General features: G+C 70.4%; 16 protein-coding genes. 8 read left to right on the plus strand and 8 right to left on the minus strand.

Features of this window, described 5'->3' with window-relative positions; translation table 11 throughout:
* Positions 1-28: 28 nt before the first annotated feature.
* Complete coding sequence (locus CU254_RS18415; protein WP_050788446.1) at positions 29-805, plus strand: lysozyme; 777 nt, start codon at positions 29-31, stop codon at positions 803-805.
* 50 nt (positions 806-855) lie between these two features.
* Entirely contained in the window at positions 856-1,479 is a 624-nt protein-coding gene (locus CU254_RS18420; protein ID WP_037714082.1) for a hypothetical protein, read from the plus strand.
* A gap of 99 nt (positions 1,480-1,578) precedes the next feature.
* Here the strand turns inward: CU254_RS18420 and CU254_RS18425 are convergent, their stop codons facing one another.
* Together CU254_RS18425 and CU254_RS18430 are read right to left on the minus strand one after the other, a co-directional pair.
* Positions 1,579-3,081 (minus strand): FAD-dependent oxidoreductase, encoded by a 1,503-nt coding sequence (locus CU254_RS18425; protein WP_009078243.1) that lies wholly within the window; start codon positions 3,079-3,081, stop codon positions 1,579-1,581.
* A gap of 1 nt (position 3,082) precedes the next feature.
* A complete protein-coding gene (locus CU254_RS18430) occupies positions 3,083-4,000 on the minus strand; it encodes a diiron oxygenase (RefSeq protein ID WP_009078246.1) in 918 nt (305 codons plus the stop codon).
* Positions 4,001-4,193: 193 nt separating this feature from the next.
* Here CU254_RS18430 and CU254_RS18435 point away from each other — a divergent pair, with 193 nt between their 5' ends.
* A complete protein-coding gene (locus CU254_RS18435) occupies positions 4,194-4,775 on the plus strand; it encodes a hypothetical protein (protein ID WP_037714084.1) in 582 nt (193 codons plus the stop codon).
* Complete coding sequence (locus CU254_RS18440) at positions 4,772-5,275, plus strand: GNAT family N-acetyltransferase (protein WP_037714086.1); 504 nt, start codon at positions 4,772-4,774, stop codon at positions 5,273-5,275. Before CU254_RS18435 ends, CU254_RS18440 begins: the two co-directional genes overlap by 4 nt.
* On the opposite strand, the gene CU254_RS18445 is transcribed toward CU254_RS18440, so the two are convergent.
* From CU254_RS18445 to CU254_RS18465, 5 genes are all read right to left on the minus strand, one after another.
* Positions 5,261-6,496, minus strand: coding sequence for a multidrug effflux MFS transporter (locus CU254_RS18445; protein WP_009078250.1), 1,236 nt, complete (start codon positions 6,494-6,496; stop codon positions 5,261-5,263). The genes CU254_RS18440 and CU254_RS18445 overlap by 15 nt on opposite strands.
* Positions 6,493-7,467 (minus strand): alpha/beta hydrolase, encoded by a 975-nt coding sequence (locus CU254_RS18450; protein WP_009078251.1) that lies wholly within the window; start codon positions 7,465-7,467, stop codon positions 6,493-6,495. Before CU254_RS18450 ends, CU254_RS18445 begins: the two co-directional genes overlap by 4 nt.
* The gene (locus CU254_RS18455; RefSeq protein ID WP_009078252.1) at positions 7,464-8,441 is read right to left on the minus strand and encodes an alpha/beta hydrolase; all 978 of its coding nucleotides are present in this window, start codon (positions 8,439-8,441) and stop codon (positions 7,464-7,466) included. Before CU254_RS18455 ends, CU254_RS18450 begins: the two co-directional genes overlap by 4 nt.
* A 96-nt stretch (positions 8,442-8,537) precedes the next feature.
* On the minus strand, positions 8,538-9,503 hold the full coding sequence (locus CU254_RS18460) for an aldo/keto reductase (protein WP_009078253.1): 966 nt from the start codon (positions 9,501-9,503) through the stop codon (positions 8,538-8,540).
* Between the two features lie 32 nt (positions 9,504-9,535).
* Positions 9,536-10,645: a zinc-binding dehydrogenase gene (locus CU254_RS18465; protein WP_009078254.1), complete on the minus strand. Its 1,110-nt coding sequence runs from the start codon at positions 10,643-10,645 to the stop codon at positions 9,536-9,538.
* A gap of 105 nt (positions 10,646-10,750) precedes the next feature.
* Here CU254_RS18465 and CU254_RS18470 point away from each other — a divergent pair, with 105 nt between their 5' ends.
* Positions 10,751-12,112 carry an amidohydrolase gene (locus CU254_RS18470; protein ID WP_100266825.1) on the plus strand — a complete coding sequence of 454 codons (1,362 nt, stop codon included), beginning with the start codon at positions 10,751-10,753 and terminating at the stop codon, positions 12,110-12,112.
* 64 nt (positions 12,113-12,176) lie between these two features.
* Here CU254_RS18470 and CU254_RS18475 read toward each other — a convergent pair whose 3' ends face one another.
* Positions 12,177-12,899: an SDR family NAD(P)-dependent oxidoreductase gene (locus tag CU254_RS18475; protein ID WP_009078257.1), complete on the minus strand. Its 723-nt coding sequence runs from the start codon at positions 12,897-12,899 to the stop codon at positions 12,177-12,179.
* An 86-nt stretch (positions 12,900-12,985) separates the two neighbouring features.
* Between CU254_RS18475 and CU254_RS18480 the strand changes: the two genes are divergently transcribed.
* The 3 genes from CU254_RS18480 to CU254_RS18490 all read left to right on the plus strand — a co-directional run bounded on the left by CU254_RS18480 (position 12,986) and on the right by CU254_RS18490 (position 16,716).
* A complete protein-coding gene (locus tag CU254_RS18480) occupies positions 12,986-13,942 on the plus strand; it encodes an aldo/keto reductase (protein WP_009078258.1) in 957 nt (318 codons plus the stop codon).
* Between the two features lie 88 nt (positions 13,943-14,030).
* Complete coding sequence (locus tag CU254_RS18485; protein WP_037714089.1) at positions 14,031-15,008, plus strand: methyltransferase dimerization domain-containing protein; 978 nt, start codon at positions 14,031-14,033, stop codon at positions 15,006-15,008.
* A 184-nt stretch (positions 15,009-15,192) separates the two neighbouring features.
* Positions 15,193-16,716 (plus strand): ABC transporter substrate-binding protein, encoded by a 1,524-nt coding sequence (locus tag CU254_RS18490; protein ID WP_009078261.1) that lies wholly within the window; start codon positions 15,193-15,195, stop codon positions 16,714-16,716.
* Positions 16,717-16,774: the final 58 nt, after the last annotated feature.

Consider the following 16,774-nt stretch of genomic DNA (forward strand, 5'->3'; position numbering starts at 1 on the left):
TTTCGCCGCCGCGGTGTCGGTTTTGGCGATGGCGGGCGGGCTCGCGACCGCCGGACCGGCCGCCGCCGCGGACTACTCGAAGGCCGGCGAAAACGTTGCCGGTTCACAAATTCTGCGGCACGAGGGCGTGCGGAGCGGAACGCCGCGATTCGACCCGGCGGCCGGGCAGACCCTCGGTCACGACGTGAGCGGACACCAGGGAGCGGTCGACTGGGGCCAGGCCGCCGGCGCGGGCGCCCGGTTCGCCTACGTCAAGGCGACCGAGGGCACCGGATTCGTGAGCCCGCAGTTCGACCAGCAATACAACGGCGCGCACGACGCCGGCCTGATCCGCGGCGCGTACCACTTCGCCCGCCCGGACGTCTCCAGCGGCGCACAGCAAGCCGACTACTTCATCGCCCACGGCGGCGCGTGGCGCGGCGACGGCACGACGCTGCCGGGCGCGCTGGACATCGAATACAACCCGTACGGCGACGCCTGCTACGGCAAAAGCCAGGCCGACATGACCGCGTGGATCGCCGACTTCACCCACCGGTACCTGGCGAAACAGCGGCGCAGCGCGATCATCTACACCTCGACGTCGTGGTGGAAGCTCTGCACCGGCAACGCGGGCGGCTTCGGCGACACCAACCCGCTGTGGCTCGCCCGGTACGCCCCGGAGATCGGCGAACTGCCCGCGGGGTGGGACAAGCAGAGCATCTGGCAGTTCTCGCGCACCGGGAGCCTGCCCGGCGACCAGAACTACTACAACGGCCCGATGAACCGCGTCGAGGCGCTCGCCCGGGGAGGCGGTTCGTCGGCGTGATCGCCTGAAAAGCCGTACCGGGAGGGGCCCGGGCGTAGTTGGATCGCCGGGTGACTTTCGCGATCGGACTCTTCGACCTCTTCGCCTACGCCATCCCCGGTGCCCTGCACCTGGCGGTCCTGGCCTATCTCGCCGGACGGCTGCACTGGATCGACCTCGCAGCCGTCGCCCGCGGGCCGGGTGTGGTCGTCGTGATCGGGATCGTGGTGGCCAGCTACCTGCTGGGATACCTGGCGTACCCGATGGGCGCGCGGGTGTCGAGGTGGCTGCCGCGGCGGCGGAAGCGCGACGCGCGGGAGGAGTTCCTGCGCCGGAACCCCGCCGCGCGCGGGTGCGCGTTCGTCGAGGCGGACTCGTTCCTGCTGCTTTCGGCGCTGCAACTGCACGACGCCGACGGGGCGATGGAGGCGACCCGCCTGCGCACCGCCGGGCTGATGCTGCGCAATTCCAGCCCGGCGATGGCGTTCGGGTTCGTGGCGTCGGTGGTCGAGTTGATCGTCGGGCCGCATCCGGTGTTCGCGGCGTGCGCTGTCGTCCTGTTCGGGGTGGCCTGCCCGGCTTTGGTCGCGCAGGGCCGGTTGATGTCGCACTGGGCGAGCGTGAAGACGCTGGAACTCAGTTTCTGGGTGCCGGAGGTGGAGGAGACGTTGGCGGCTCGGCAGAAGACGGAGTGAGCGGAGCCGCGAGGCGTTACGCCAAGGCGAATCGCCAGAGTGCCCAGGATTCCCGACCGCGAGCCGGAACCGCGGTCGGGAACTCCGAAATGGACGGTCTCAGCGCCCCCGGAACCGAGCCGCCAATGCCGCGATCGGGGACTTCCGGCCCCGCAGCGGAACCGCGCCGGAGGTGATGTCCGCCAGCAGCGTCGCGACCGTTTCCCGGGCGCACGTGCGGTTCGCGCCGATTCCGCCCGACGGGCCGCGCTTGATCCAGCCCACCACGTACGCACCAGTGCGGCCGGAGACCCGCCCTGCGGAGTTCGGGATCGTCCCGGTGGCGTCGTCAAAAGGAAGACCGGGCACCGCGCGGCCCCGGTAGCCGACGGCGCGCACTACCTGACCGGCCGCGATCTCGACCGGTCCGGAAGGGCCGTCGACGCGCAGTCCGCGTACCTGCCGGTCGCCGGTGATCTCCACCGGGGCCGAGTGGAAGCGCAGCACGATCCGGCGGGGGCCGTCCGCGGGCGGGGCGGTCCAGTCGATCGTCTCGCGGTCCACCTCCCGCAGCAGCGCGGCTTTTCCGGTGCCCGCATCGATCGCGGCGGCGGTGCGCGGGTCTTCGGTGTCGACGACTAGCGGCACGGAAGACCGCTGTGCCAGGGCGATCAGCTCGGGCGAGGTGTAAGCGGCGTCTTCCGGGCCGCGCCGGGCGAGCAGCACTACCTCGCGGACCTTGCTGGAGCGCAACCGTTCCAGCGCGTGCGGGGCGATGGTCGTGCCGTCGAGGTCGTCCGGGTCGGCGGTGAGGATCCGGGCGACGTCCAGGGCGACGTTGCCGGTGCCGATCAGCACGACGCGCTCCGCGGAGAGGTCGACCGCGTCGGCGGGGACGTCCGGGTGGCCGTTGTACCAGGCGACGACCGTCGTCGCGGCGAGGCTGCCGGGCAGGTCTTCGCCGGACAGGCCGAGGGTGCGCGCGGACGAAGCGCCGACCGCGTAGATGACCGCGTCGTGGCGTTCGGCCAGTTCGTCCACCGTCACGTGGCGGCCGACCTCGACGCCGAGCTTCAGCTTCAGCCGCGGGTGGTTGTGGAAGCGCGAGAACGCCTCGCCGATCCGCTTGGTGTCCGGGTGGTCCGGGGCGACGCCGAAGCGCACGAGGCCGCCCGCGACCGGCAAGCGGTCGATCAGCGTGACGCGCGCGTTGGTGTGCAGCAACAGGTCTTCCACCGCGTACATCCCGGCCGGGCCGGTGCCGACGACGGCCACGTCCGCCGGCTCCAGGTCGCTCGGGATGTCCCGGTCGAATGTCGGCGGACCCCAGCGGTGGAAGTTCGGCGCGGGGTTCGCGGCGACCGCGGGACGGTCGGCGAAGAAGTCCGCGTTGATCCCCGCGTACACCTTCATCGAGTCGGTCAGCAGATCCACCGGGAAGATCGCGTCGACCGGGCACGCGTCGGCGCACGCGCCGCAGTCGATGCAGGACGCCGGGTCGACGTAGAGCATCTCGGTGGTGCCGAAGTCCGGCTCGTCCGGCGTCGGGTGGATGCAGTTGACCGGGCAGACCGACACGCACGTCGCGTCGTTGCAACAGGTCTGGGTGATCGCGAAGGCCATGTCAGATCAGATTCGCCCGCTTGTAGAACACCAGCGCCGGCTTCGTGAGCAGCCCGCACGAACCGAGGAACTCCATCAGCCCGGCACAGCTCGACCGCATCATCGACTTGTGGTGCTCGTTGGCCTTCGCCTCGCGCAGCGCGCGCTCGGCGTCCAGCCCGGCGTTCTTGTACACGTCCCGGTTCACCATGCTGCTGACGATGAAGTACGACGCGATCGCGATGACCAGCGCGTTGAACTGGCGGCGCACGGCCCCCGCGCCCTCCAGCTGCTGGCGCGTCTCCTCGCGGGCGAACTTCATGTGCCGCGACTCTTCGACGACGTGGATGTTGTTGATCGTGCGCACGAACGGGACCACGCGCTCGTCGCGCATCCAGTCGCGCTGCATCACGTCGAGCACCTCTTCGGCGACCAGGATCGCCGCGTACGCCGCTTCGCCGCCGGCGACCGCCTTGAAGACGCGGCCCAGTTCGACGGCGAGCCGGCGCGGCCGGTACGGGGGAGCGCCGAGCTTCTGCGCGCCGCGGGCGAACATGATCGAGTGGCGGCATTCGTCGGCGATCTCGGTGAGCGCCCACTGGAACGCCGGGTCGGTCGGGTCCTTGGCGTAGAAATCGCGCAGCACCATCTGCTGCAGGATCATCTCGAACCAGATCCCGGTGCTCGCGACCGACGCCGCCTCCTGGCGCGTCAGCTCCTTCTGCTGCTCCGGGGTCATCTCGGCCCAGTAGCTCGTGCCGTAGAGCGTGCTCCACTCCGGGCTGGCCCCGTGGAAATCCTTGTCCAGCGGGGTGTCCCAGTCGACCTCGGTGGCCGGGTCGTAGGACAGGGTCGCGGAGGAGTCGAGCAGCCGCTGCGCGGTCTCGTGCCGGCCGGACGGGGCTGCTTCCGGTGCTCGTTGCACGTCTGCGCTGGTCATTCGGTCCTCCCTGAGCGACACTGGTTAGGCGTTACCGCGATTCACTGTTACCTAAGGTAACACCTATCTGGCCGTATCGCGAGAGGCACCGGCGAACCGCGTGTCGTCCGTTCGGGAAGTCAGGCCCGGAAGGGGCCGCTGACCTGGCAGGATGGGCGCGGAATGTCTTCCTGAAACCGGAGGAACCGCCGTCGTGACGCAACCGCCGCAGCCGTATCCCGGCACGGAGCCGCAGCAGTACTCGCCGTTGCCGCCTGCTTACGGCGGGCAGCAATCCGCGTACAGCGGCCAGTTCCCGGCGCAGCCGCCGCAGCCGACCGCGTATTTCGGGGCCACCGCGGTCGCCGCGGCGACGTTGTCCTCGGTGATCGGCCTGGTGGGCACGATCGGCTTCGTCGTGGCGGTGGTCCGGATGATCGGCCATCCGTCCTCGAGCCGGCTGCTGTCCAACGGGATCGTCGGCGCCGCGGACCTGGCGATCGCGGCGCTGACGGTCGCCGGCGCGATCGGCCTGTTCAAGCGTTCCCCGGCGGGCCGGATCTGCGTGCTCGTCGGCAGCAGCCTGGCGATCCTGGACATCGTCGTCTTCATGCTCGTCGGCCTCGGGTCCAGCTTTGTCCGCAAGAGCGCCCCGCCGACCCTGCAGATGACGTTCCCGAGCGGCTTCCTGTGGCTGATCGTCCCGGTCGCCGCGCTGGTGCTGGCCGCGCACCGGGCGACCGGCGCATGGCTGAAACCGAAAACCCCGCCCGCGCCGTACCACCCCGGCTGGTGACTGTCCGGGAAGAAATCCTCCGCACGCAGCGGCTGCGGCTGACCACCTGGCTGCTCGGGGACCTGGACGACCTCGCTGCCCTGCACGCCGACGGCGTGGTGATGCAGCACCTGACGACCGGTCCGCAGGCCCGCGCGGCGACCCGCGCACGGCTGGAGAAGTTCATCGCCGAACACCGGGCGCGAGGCTGGTCGAAGTGGCGCGTCGAAGGCGCGTCGGGATTTCTCGGGCGCGCTGGGTTCGGCCTCGCGCACCGCAGCGGGCACCGGGAAGTCGGCTATCTGCTGACGCGCGCGGCGTGGGGCGCGGGCCTGGCCACTGAGCTGACGCGGGCGCTCCGGCAGTGGCACGCCGACCACCCGGAACCCGCTCTCGCGCCCGAGCTGCGGGCGTACGTGCTGCCGGGCAACGCGGCGAGTCGCCGGGTGCTCGAGAAAGCGGGTTTCCGGGAGGTCGGAGAGGAGGACGGTCAGCTCGTGTTCGAATCAGGCCGTCCCTGACCGGCGCAGCCGCGGCAGCACCGCCAGCCACAGCAGAACGGTCGCGATGCCGTACGCCACTGTCATGGTGAGGCTCATCGACAACGGCGTCGTCCCGCCCAGCGACACCAGCGGCGCGACGATCGGCCCGATCGCGAACGATGACGTCCCGAGCAGCGCCGCCGCGGTTCCGGCGCGCTGGCCGTGGTTGGCCAGGGCGAGTGCGTTGCCGTTGGCCTGCGTGGTCCCGCCCGCGAACATCAACAGCGCCAACGGAATCAGCAACGCCGCCAGCCCGGCCCCGAACCACACCGCGCCCAGCATCGTCACTGCCGCCGCGGCGGTGAAGGTCGTGCCCAGGACGTACATCCGGACCGGCCCGGCACGCCGCACCGCCGCGCGGTTGACCTGCGCGCCGAGCACCGACATCACCGCGTTCGCCGCGAAACACGCGCTGAACAGCTGCGGCGACAACGAGAATCCGTCCTGCAGCACGAAACTGATCGACGCCAGGTAGGTGAAGAACGCCGCCCCGCCACAGGTGCTCACCAGCAGAAAACCCAGGAACAGCGGGTCTTTCAGCAAGATCCGGAACTCGCCACGGCCCTTGCGCGGATGTCTCGCCGCGGGCGGCAGGCTCTCCGGCAACGCAGTCGCGGCGACGACCAGCAACGCCGCCCCGATCCCGGCCAGCACGCCGAAAATCCCGCGCCAGCCGATGACCGCTGCCAGCTGGCCGCCGAGCACCGGCGCGACGATCGGGGCCAGCGCCCCGACAGTGGTCAGCAACGCCAGCAGCCGCACCAGCTCGACGCCTTCGGCGAGATCTCGCGCGACAGCCAGCGACAGCACGATTCCGGCCGACCCGCACAGACCTTGCAGGAACCGAGCCGCGAGCAGCACCTCGATCGACGGCGCGAACGCGCACACCACCGACAGAACGGTGAACAACCCGATCCCGATCAGCAGCGGACGCCGCCGGCCGAACCGGTCGCTCAGCGGGCCGACCACGAGCTGGCCGAAGGCGAGGCCGAGCATGCAGACCGACATGGTCGCCTGCGCGAGGCTCTGGCCGGCCCGGAGATCGTCGGCGAGCCGGGGGAGCGCGGGCAGATAGAGGTCCATCGAGATCGGACCGAAGACCTCCAGCAGTCCCAGCACGACTGCCATCCGGAGCGCGCCCGGGCGTTTTTTCGGCAGCACCGGTTCGACCGGGCCCGCTTCGGCGGGGACTTGCTTCATCCGGCGCGCAGGATCCGGCGCAGCCACGAAAGCCGGGTCGCGACTGCCGACCGGGAGACCTCCGCGTCGGGGGAGAAACCGGCGAAACCGTGGTAACCGCCCGCCCAGACGTGCAATTCCGCCTGCCCGCCGGTCGCCCAGATCCGCAGCGCGTACTCGGTCGTCTCGTCGCGGAAGATCTCCGCGGCTCCGACGTCCAGGTACGCGGGCGGGAGGCCGGAGAGATCGGTCATCCGCGCCGGGACCGCGTACGGCGAGGCGGCGTCGGTGCCTCGTGCTGGGCCGAGCAGAGCGTCCCAGCCGGTGTCGTTGTTGTTCCGGTCCCAGGCGCCGATTCCGTCGTACTGCCGGGTCGACACGGACTCGTTGCGGTCGTCGAGCATCGGGCACGCCAGCAGCTGTCCGGCGATGGCCGGGCCGTTGCGGTCCCGGGCCAGCAGGGCGACCCCGGCCGCGAGACCGCCGCCCGCACTGGCGCCGGTGACGACGATGCGCGCCGGGTCGATGCCGAGTTCGTCGGCGTGCTCGACTGTCCACAGCAGACCGGCGTAGCAGTCCTCCACGGCGGCCGGGGCGGGGTTTTCCGGAGCCAGCCGGTATTCCACCGAGATGCCGACCGCGCCGAACTCCAGGACGTCGTTGATCAGCCCGTCCAGACCGAAGAATCGATTGCCCAGCACCATTCCGCCGCCGTGGATGCTGTACAGCGCGGGCGCGTTGCGGACTCCCCCGGAGGGGCGCACGACGGTGAGCACGATGTCGGGTGCGCCCTCAGGCCCGGGGACGGTGTGCTCGGTCAGCTCGACCGGGCGGTCGCCGACGATCTGCTCGGCGGGCGGGATGATCGTCGCGAAATGCGCGCGGTTGGCCAGGATCGTGTCGGCGCGCAGCGGGATGCGCTCGACCAGGTCGAGGAACGCGGCGAGGCCGGGCTCCAGCTCCGGGTCGTAGGGCACCGGCGGGACGCTCATTTCCCGGCCTTCCCGAAGATCCGCCGCAGCCACGAGTTGCGAGTTTCGAGCGCGGCCTTGCTGATCGGCCAGTCCGGCACGTACATGTCGAACCCGTGGAAGGCGCCCGCCCACACGTGCAGTTCGGCCTGCCCGCCGGTCGCCCAGATCCGCAGCGCGTACTCGGTGTCCTCGTCGCGGAACGGTTCCGCGCTGCCGACCTCGATGAACGCCGGGGGCAGACCGGACAGGTCGGTCGCGCGCGCCGGGGCGGCGTAGGGGGAGACGTCGTCGGTGCCGACCGCGTCGCCCAGCAGGGACTTCCAGCCCGCCAGGTTCGACTCCCGCGTCCACGTGCCCAGGCCGGGGTACTGCTGGCTCGCGACGGTCGTGTTGCGGTCGTCGATCATCGGGCACAGCAGCAGCTGGCCCGCGATGGCCGGGCCTTTCCGGTCACGGGCGAGGAGCGAGACCGCCGCGGCGAGACCGCCGCCCGCGCTGCCGCCCATCACCACGACGCGCGCCGGGTCGATGCCGAGTTCGTCGGCGTGCTCGACTGTCCACACGAGACCGGCGTAGCAGTCCTCGACCGGCGCGGGGTGCGGATGCTCGGGCGCGAGCCGGTATTCGACGTTCACCGCGACGACGTTCAGCTCCAGCACCAGCGCCAGCAACCGGCCCACGTCCATGTTGCGGTGGCCGACCATCATGCCGCCGCCGTGGATGTTGTACAGCGCCGGCAGCGCGCCGTCGCTCTCGTGCGGGGAGAGAATGGTGATTTCCAGCTCCGGCGCGCCTTCCGGGCCGGGGATGGTCTGTTCGACGACGGTCACCGGGGCGTCGCCGACGACTTCCGCGGCGGGCGGGAACATCTCGGCCATCGCGCGGCGCAGGCCGGGGATCGTCTCGGGAGTGAACGGCGGCGCGTCGGCCGGGACGATCTCGGCGAGCGCGGGCTCGATCTCCGGATCGAAGGGGACGGGGGGATAGGTCAAGGCAGCCTCCTCGGGCCGGGCGGGGGAATCGAGTCGCGGTCCGGGAGGGGAACTCAGAGTCCTTCAGGGTTCCCCTCGCAGACGTCGAGCGGGGAGTCAGGGGCCTTCGGGATCGACGGCGTCGCGGTCCGCCCAGAACGGCTCCACCAGCGCCCGGATCTGCTCGGCCCCGACCTGCTCGACCAGTTCGACCGCGGCGAGGTTGTCCTCCAGTTGTTCCATCCGGGTCGCGCCGAAGAGTGTCGTGACGTTCGCCGGATGCGTCAGCGTGAACGCGACCGCGAGCCGTGCGGCGCTGGTGCCGAGTTCCTCCGCGACCTTCACGACCTTGGCGGCGTCGCGGGTGATGCGCTTGCGGACGTCGCCGGGGTCGCGGCCGATCTCGCGGGTCAGCTTGGTGCGCCCGGCGAGGATGCCGCCTTCGAGGACATCCGAGGCCTGCATGACGAAACCGTCGGCGAACAGCCGGGCGAACGGCTCGCCGTCCGGAATGGACCGGCGGCCGATGCTGTACTTCAGCTGCGCGATCTGCGGACCCGGCACCTGCAGGGCTTCGGCGATCTCGCGCAGCCGCGCGATGTTCCCGGCCGACCAGTTGTTGACGCCCCACGCGCGGATCAGCCCGGAGCGGGTCAGCCCGGCGAGGTCTTCGACCAGGTCCTCCAGCGCGACGTCGTCCCGGCGAAGGTCGCCGAGGATCACCAGGTCCGCGACGTCGAAGCCGCCGCGCAGGAACGCGTTTTCCAGCTGCGGCCGGAATCCCTGGCCGCCGAAGCCTTCGATCCACAGCTTCGCCGAGACCAGGTAGTCCTCGCGCGGGACGCGGGCGGCGCGGACGATCGCGCTCCAGAGCACGTCGGTGAACACCGGCGGGTGGCCGGGCATGCCGTAGACGCCGACGTCGAACAGGTTCACGCCGGCCTCGACCGCGGCGCGGATCATCGCGACGGCGTCGGCGAAGTCCATCCGGTCGTAGGTGTGCCACGAACCGAGCGACAGCAGCGAAACGTCCAAACCGGACGTGCCGACCTTGCGGCGCGGCAGGGGCGAGGATGCGGACACGAGACCTCCTTGGCTCGTAAGGAAACGGTCGGTCAGGGCAGACGCGGGTCGACGACGGCTTTCGTCTCGTCCAGCCGGTGCATGGCCTCGATCCGCTCGCTCGCGCCGGACAGCCCGACCGGGGCGCCGAACAGCCGGTCCCACGGCATCCGGGAGGCGAACGAACCGAAGAACTCGATCGCGTGGTGGTAGTCGGCGATGTCGCCGTTGAGCGAACCGACGACGGTCAGTTCCTTGCCCATCACCGTGCCGAGCGGGACCGGCGTCGGCTCCGGCCCGGTGCTGCCGACGATCACGACCCGTCCGCGCTGCGCCGCCATCGCGACCGCCTCGCGGCCGATCGACGGCGCGCCGGCGAAGTCCAACACGAGGTCGCCGCCGTGTCCGCCGGTGAGTTCGGTGACGCGTTCGACGATCGCGTCCGAACCGCCCGCGACGTCGACCACGTCGTCGGCCCCGAATTCCTTCGCCAGCTCCAGCCGCGCCGCCGGAGCGCCGACGGTGAGGACCCTGCCCGCCCCGCTGAGGTGCGCGACCGCGGTCGCGAACAGGCCCAGCGCGCCGGATCCCTGCACCACCACGCGGGACCCGGGCCGGACGCCGCCGACGCGGTCGAACGCGCGCAGCACGGTTTTCGCCGCGCATCCGGCCATCGCCGCCCAGGTGTCGGGCACCTCGGCGGGCAGCAGCAGCTTCGCCGCTCCTGGGACGACGTAGGCGTACTCGCACAGGCCGGCGGTCGCGAACGGCGCGACGTCGGACCGCTGCAGGAATCCGTAGCCGCGCCGTGAGCACGCGACCGGTTCGCGCAGCACAGTGCAGCCGTAACACTCGCCGCAGGTCGATTCCGACCATCCGATCCGCGCGCCGACCGCGATCGCCCGGCCGAGCGCGTCGCGCGTGTCCGGTCCGGTCGCCACGACTTCGCCGACCATTTCGTGGCCCAGCACCATCGGCAGCATGCCCGGGAAACTCATCTTCCCGGACCAGATCTCCACGTCCGTGCCGCACAGCGTCGCGCACGAGACGCGGACCAGCGCCGCGCCCGCTTCGAGCTCGGCGGGCAGCGGGAGTTCGGTCAGCTCCAGCGGCGCGCCGTGCTCGGTCAGCACCGCGGCGCGGGTGGAAGTCGGGACGGTCATGGGAAACCTTTCCGGGGGACTGGCGGGCCCTGCGGGGCCGTGTGATGGGTTAGTCTACGGACGTCGACAAAAATGTCGAGTCCCCGAATCCCTCCAGGAGCGCCTGTGCCGACCTCAGTTGCGGATCTCGTCTTGCGGGCAGCGGCGGTGCACACCATGGCCGGCGCCGCGCCCGCGACCGCGCTGGCCGTGCGGGACGGACGCGTGCTGCGCGCCGGAACCGACGCCGAGGTGCGGGAGCTGATCGGCCCCGGCACGCAAGTGCTCGACCTCGGCGACCGCGCGGTGCTGCCGGGCATCAACGACGCGCACCTGCACGGCGCCTGGCTCGGCGCGCTGTGGCCGGACACCCTGTTCGCCGACGACGGCGCGCCCGGGCCCGGTCCGGAAAAGCCGCTGCGCACCGCCGCCGAACGCCGGGCGGCCATCCTCCGCGCGGGCGGAATCCTTGCCGCGCTGGGCATTACGAGCTACACCGAACCCGGTCTCGGCCCGGGGGAGGACGACGGGCACATCGGCGCGTTCGGCATGTCCGTCGTCGAGCAGTACCGGGAACTGGCCGCCGAAGGACTGCTGCGGGCGAGGGTGACCGCGCTCTGGCTGTACGGCGAACTCGACGGTCCGAGCACGTTCGACAACTTCCGCGCCGGACTGGCCACAGTGGACGGACCGGGCGGCGACCCGCTCCGGCTGAACTTCCGCGGGGTGAAGATCTTCGCCGACGGCATCCCGCCGATGCGCTCGGCCTACACCCACCACTGCTACGCCGACGGCAGCCACGCGCACCTGCTCGTCGGCGGCGCGGACGACCCGGAACGCGAGGAGAACTTCACCCGGATGGTCCGCACCGCGCACGAGGCGGGACTGCAGGTCGGCGTGCACGCGACCGGCGACCGGGCGATCGAGCTGATGCTGGACGCCGTCGAACAGGCCCGGGAAGAACGGGACGTCGACCTCGGCCACTACGTCATCCACGGCGACCTGGTGAACACCGCGCAGCTCAAGCGGATGGCCCGGCTGGGGGTCGGGCTGTCCGCCCAGGCCGGGATCGCGGTGCGGACCGCCTCGGTGGTCGACGCGGCGCTGGGGGAGGGCAGTTCGGCGACCGCGTGGCCGCTGCAGGAGGCGCTGGACGCCGGGATCCCGCTGTGCCTGACCTCCGACGCTCCGGTGCTCCCGCCGGACTGGCGCAAGGAAATCGCGGCCGCGGACCAGTGGATGGGGCCCGCGGAGGACGTGCGGCAGCGGATGGAAACCCTGCTTCGCTGCTACACCGTGCACCCGGCTCAGCAGGACGGCGCCGCGTCGTGGAAGGGCACGCTCGCGCCGGGGATGGCGGCCGATTTGTGCGTGCTGTCCGCGGACCCGTTCGCGGTGACTCCTGCCGAACTGCCCTCGGTCGAAGTCGACCTGACTGTCCTGGATGGACAGATCGTCTTCGAGCGCACGCCCGGAACGATCGCCTAACGTCCGTGAAGGGCTCCTTGCGGGAATCAGATTCCCGCAAGGAGCCCTTCACGGACGGCTGTTTTCAGGTGAGCAGCTGGCCGCCGTCCACCGGGAGGCTCGTGCCGGTGATGTGAGCGGCGGCCGGGCTCGCCAGGAAGACCACCGCGGCGGCGACGTCCTCGACCGCGGCCATCCGGCCGTCCGGGATCCGCGCCACCCACGCGTCGTGCGCGGGCGAGCCGGGCGGCATCGCGGCGGCGAGCATCGGCGTCGCGACCGGGCCGGGCGCGACCGCGTTCACCCGGATCCCGTGCTCCGCCAGTTCGATCGCCGCCCACCGGGTCAGCGCGTCGACCGCCGCCTTGCTGCTTTCGTAGCCGCCCATGCCCGGCGTCGGCTGCCGTCCGCCGATCGAGGACAGGTTCACCACGACCCCCGGCTCGCCGCGCTCGACCATCCGGCGGGCGACCAGTTGCGTCATCAGGAACGTGCCGTGCACGTTCGTCGAAAGAATGCGCAGCAGGTCCGCGCCCGGCAGGTCCAGCAACCGGCCGTGGACGCTCAGCAGACCGGCGTTGTTGACCAAGACGTCGACCGGACCGACCTCGTCGAGCGCCGCGGAGATCGCCGTCTCGTCGGTGATGTCGAGCCGGATTCCGCGTCCGCCAAGGGATTTGGCGGCTTCTTCGGCACCGTCGAGGTCGGCGAGCACCACGGAATCGCCGGCCTCGGCGAAGGCGGCGCCGATCGCGCGGCCGATGCCGCCGGCACCTCCGGTGATCAGCACGGTACGGGCAGCGGGCATCGTCGTTTCCTTTCGCCGGGAGCGAGGTTCGCGGGCTTATAGTATACAAGCGTAGAAAATAAATCCCTTGAACCGCAGGAGGAATCGTGGCGACGGATCGACCTGGACTGGGCCCGGCGTTCCCGCGCGTGCCGGCGTTGTCGCTCGGCTCGTGGAACACCTGGGACCGGATGGAGTTCGGCGACGCGGTCGCGCTGATCGCCCGCGCGGCCGAACTCGGGCACGCCTTCTTCGACGTCGCGCACTACGACATGGGCCCGCACGCCGAGGGCTCCACGACCGACCAGATTTTCGGCCGGGCGGTCCGCGAAGCCGGTCTCGCCCGCGAAGATTGGCTCTACTGCGGGAAACTCTGGCTTTGGGACTACCCCCAGGTCGGCTTCACGCAGCAGATGAACACGTCGCTGGAACGCGTCGGCGTCGAGTCGGCCGATTTGGTCGTGGTCGGCGACTACTTCGGCGAGATCGACCTCGAACAGGTCGTCGCGGACGTCGCCGAGCAGATGGATGCTGGCCGGTTCCGCGCGTGGGGCGTGAACAATTGGCGCATTGACGATCTGCGCAAGGCCATTGCCATCGCGCGCAAACATGGCCTGGAGCCGCCGGTTTTCGCGCAGCTCAAATACGGGCTCGCGCGCCGGTCGATGGCCGAGGGCGAGTTCTATGCGCCACTGTTCGCCTCCGGAGAGTTGGCCCTGCAGGCGTCGGACATTTTCGAAGGCGGGCTGCTCGTCGGGAATGTGAAGCCGAATCGCAAGATCGGTGCCGACGTCGGCGGCATCCGGGAGAAGATCGCCGCCGCTTGGCCTGCGGTGCAACGGATCGCGAACGAACTGGACGCTTCGCCCGCGCAGCTGGGAATTGCCTTCTGCCTGGCCAATCCCGCGACCGCGAACGTCCTGGTGGGCGTATCGCGGCAGGCGCAGCTGGAGGACAATGCGGGCGCGCTCTCCTTGCTGACGCGCGTCGGCGCGGACCGGATTCGCGAGCTGACCAAGGAGTTGTGGCTCGACCGCGAAGTCGCCGCCGACGGAACCTGGTGAAGGGGCTGGTGTTTTTTGTCGACGTGCGTAGACTAAAGCTCCCCGGGGTGCCCGGAGAGGCATCCCCGACGCCGTGAGGAGCCGCCACATGACGAAACCAGCGCCGGACCGCATCGTCGACATCGCCATCGGGTACATGGGCGCGAAGCAGTTGTTCGCCGCCTCGCGGATCGGCTTGTTCCGCGCGCTCGCCGACGGTCCGCGCACGGCGCCGGAACTCGCCGCCGCCACCGGCAAGAGCGAGCAGCTGACGCGCATCCTGGCCGACGCGATGAACGCGCGCGGCCTGCTGGAGCGCACCGAGGGCCGCTACGAGCTGGCCGAGGACGCGCGGGAGTACCTGGGCGGGGACGGCGCTACGGATCTCGCGCCGTTCCTGGCCTTCCTCAACGAAATCAGCTACGGCCACTGGCTCCAGTTCGACACCACTGTGGACAGTGGCAAACCCGGCGACCTCCAGATGGACGAGGGCCGCTGGGCGACGTTCATGGCGGGCGTCATGCGCTACAACGCCCTGCACGCGTCGATGCTCGCGCGCGCATTCGATTTCTCGCCCTACCGCAGCATGCTCGATCTGGGCGGATTGTCGCCGGAATTCGCGATCGGCGCGTTGCGGGCGAATCCCGCACTGACCGCTCGTTTCGTTTTCGCGCCCGAGTCCACGCAAGGCATCACCGACGCGGTGAATGCGGCCGGGTACGCGGATCGTACGAGCATCGACCCCGCGCCGACGGAATCCGCGACGCCGGGCGGAGAGCACGATCTGGTGATGGTGAACCACGTAGTGCACCGGTTCACCGCGGAGCAGAACCGGAAAATCCTGGCGAACGCGCGCGCGGCCGCCGGGGACGGCGCGACGTTGCTGCTGCTGGACTTCTTCCTCGACGACGACGAACGGCAGCGTCCGATCGACGCGCTGCACGCGGGGGAGTACTTCGTGATCGACGGAACCGTCGTCTATCCGGAGGCGGAAGTTCGCGAATGGCTCGACGGTGCAGGATGGCGCGTATGCGATGTCCTCGCGCTGCCCGGAAGTCCCCGCGTTCTGGTCGCCGACGCCGTCTGAAAACGGCAGCACGGCCGGGAGGCAACACGGGAGATAACAAACGCACCCGGCCCGTTGATTTTTTAGCCGACAATCGTAGACTATCCCGCACCACGGCGAGCCGGGCCGCACTCGCAGGCCCGCCGTTCCCGGCGGGGCGCCGAGCGACCCCGCCGGCGGTCCAGCACCCTGAGAGAGGGACTCAATGACGAGGACAAGGACAGCGGCGTTGTTCGCGGCGGCCGCCGCGGCGCTGCTCGCGATCGCCGGATGCACCGGCTCGGGCGCCGCCGGGGCGGGCGCGGGCACCGACGAGCTGAAGGCGGGCGTGTTCCTCGACGTGACGTCGTGGGACCCGGCCAACGCCGACATCGGCTTCGACGGCCCGTACCTGTCCGCGGTCTACGACCCGCTGGTCGCCTTGGACAAGGACGCCAAGCCGGTCCCCGCGCTCGCGAAATCGTGGGACTGGTCGGCCGACCGGCTGACCCTGACCATGCACCTGCGCGACGACGTCGCGTTCGACGACGGCCAGAAGTTCGATTCCGCCGCGGCGGTCGAGAACCTCAACCACCTGAAGGCGGGCACCCGGTCCGGCCAGGCCTACACCGACGTGAAGAGCGTCGAGGCAAAGGACCCGTCGACGGTCGTGCTGCATCTGTCCGAACGCGACGACGCGCTGTTGTATTTCATGGGTCTCGGCCGCAGCTGGATGGCTTCGCCCAAGGCGATCAAGGCCAACTCGCTCGCCAACGGCCCCGACGGCTCCGGCCCGTACACCTTCGACAAGGCGTCGTCGCAACCGCAGTCGCAATACGTCTTCAAGAAGCGCGCGAAGCACTGGGACAGCGCCACCTACCCGTTCCCGACCGTGCGGCTGTTCCCGATCACCGACCAGGCGGCGAGCTTCAACGCGATGCTGTCCGGTCAGCTGAACGTGCAGTTCGCCAACGCGGCCAACCTGCCGAAGGCGCAGCAGAACGGCTGGAACGTCGCGAAGAAGCCGGCGTCGTGGGTCGGCGTCCAGTTCGCGGACCGCACCGGCAGCCAGGTGAAGGCGCTCGGCGACCAGCGCGTGCGGCAGGCGATCTCCTACGCCTTCGACGCGGCCGGGATCCTCAAGGCGGTCGGCAACGACGCCGGCACGGTCACCGACCAGCTGTGGCCGAGCGGCAGCCAGGTCTACGACCCGGCGGGCAACGGCAAGTACAAGACCGACCTCGCGAAGGCCAAGCAGCTGCTCGCCGAAGCCGGATATCCCAACGGGTTCAGCCTGAAGATGCCGATGTCCACGATCTTCCAGGCGTGGCAGCCCGCCGCCGAGCAGACGTTCGGGCAGTTGGGCATCAAGGTCGACTGGCAGAACATGTCGATGCCGGACTACCAGAAGAACGCGCCGACGTACCCGATGTTCCTCGCGGTGATCGCGATGGACGGCAACGACATGGCCACGCTGACTGACCAGGTCACCTCCTCGCAGTGGTACAACCCGAAGCCGTCGGTGGACGCCTTCCCGGAGGTGAAGGCGCTCGTGCAGAAGGCGGAGCAGGCCCAGCCCGGCCCGGAGCAGACGGCGGCGCTCAAGGAGCTCAACGGGAAGCTCGTGGACCTCGCCTGGTGGAACGTCTGGTACCAGGCCGACAACCTCTACTTCAGCGTCAAGGGCATCACCGTCACGCCGATCACCGGCATGATGTTCCCGACGCTGCGGTTCATCCAGCGCGGCTGACGCGCCCGTCGTCCCGGGGCGGGTCCCTCCGAAGATTCCACAGTGGAGGGACCCGCCC

Source organism: Amycolatopsis sp. AA4, assembly GCF_002796545.1.
Classification (GTDB): Bacteria; Actinomycetota; Actinomycetes; order Mycobacteriales; family Pseudonocardiaceae; genus Amycolatopsis.

Bases quoted from the DNA above. Each gene is read 5' to 3' on its own strand.
- CU254_RS18445 (WP_009078250.1), bottom strand. From the start codon at position 6,496: ATGAAGCAAGTCCCCGCCGAAGCGGGCCCGGTCGAACCGGTGCTGCCG.
- CU254_RS18450 (WP_009078251.1), bottom strand. From the start codon at position 7,467: ATGAGCGTCCCGCCGGTGCCCTACGACCCGGAGCTGGAGCCCGGCCTC.
- CU254_RS18425 (WP_009078243.1), bottom strand. From the start codon at position 3,081: ATGGCCTTCGCGATCACCCAGACCTGTTGCAACGACGCGACGTGCGTG.
- CU254_RS18490 (WP_009078261.1), top strand. From the start codon at position 15,193: ATGACGAGGACAAGGACAGCGGCGTTGTTCGCGGCGGCCGCCGCGGCG.
- CU254_RS18415 (WP_050788446.1), top strand. From the start codon at position 29: ATGGCGGGCGGGCTCGCGACCGCCGGACCGGCCGCCGCCGCGGACTAC.
- CU254_RS18465 (WP_009078254.1), bottom strand. From the start codon at position 10,645: ATGACCGTCCCGACTTCCACCCGCGCCGCGGTGCTGACCGAGCACGGC.
- CU254_RS18430 (WP_009078246.1), bottom strand. From the start codon at position 4,000: ATGACCAGCGCAGACGTGCAACGAGCACCGGAAGCAGCCCCGTCCGGC.
- CU254_RS18475 (WP_009078257.1), bottom strand. From the start codon at position 12,899: ATGCCCGCTGCCCGTACCGTGCTGATCACCGGAGGTGCCGGCGGCATC.
- CU254_RS18485 (WP_037714089.1), top strand. From the start codon at position 14,031: ATGACGAAACCAGCGCCGGACCGCATCGTCGACATCGCCATCGGGTAC.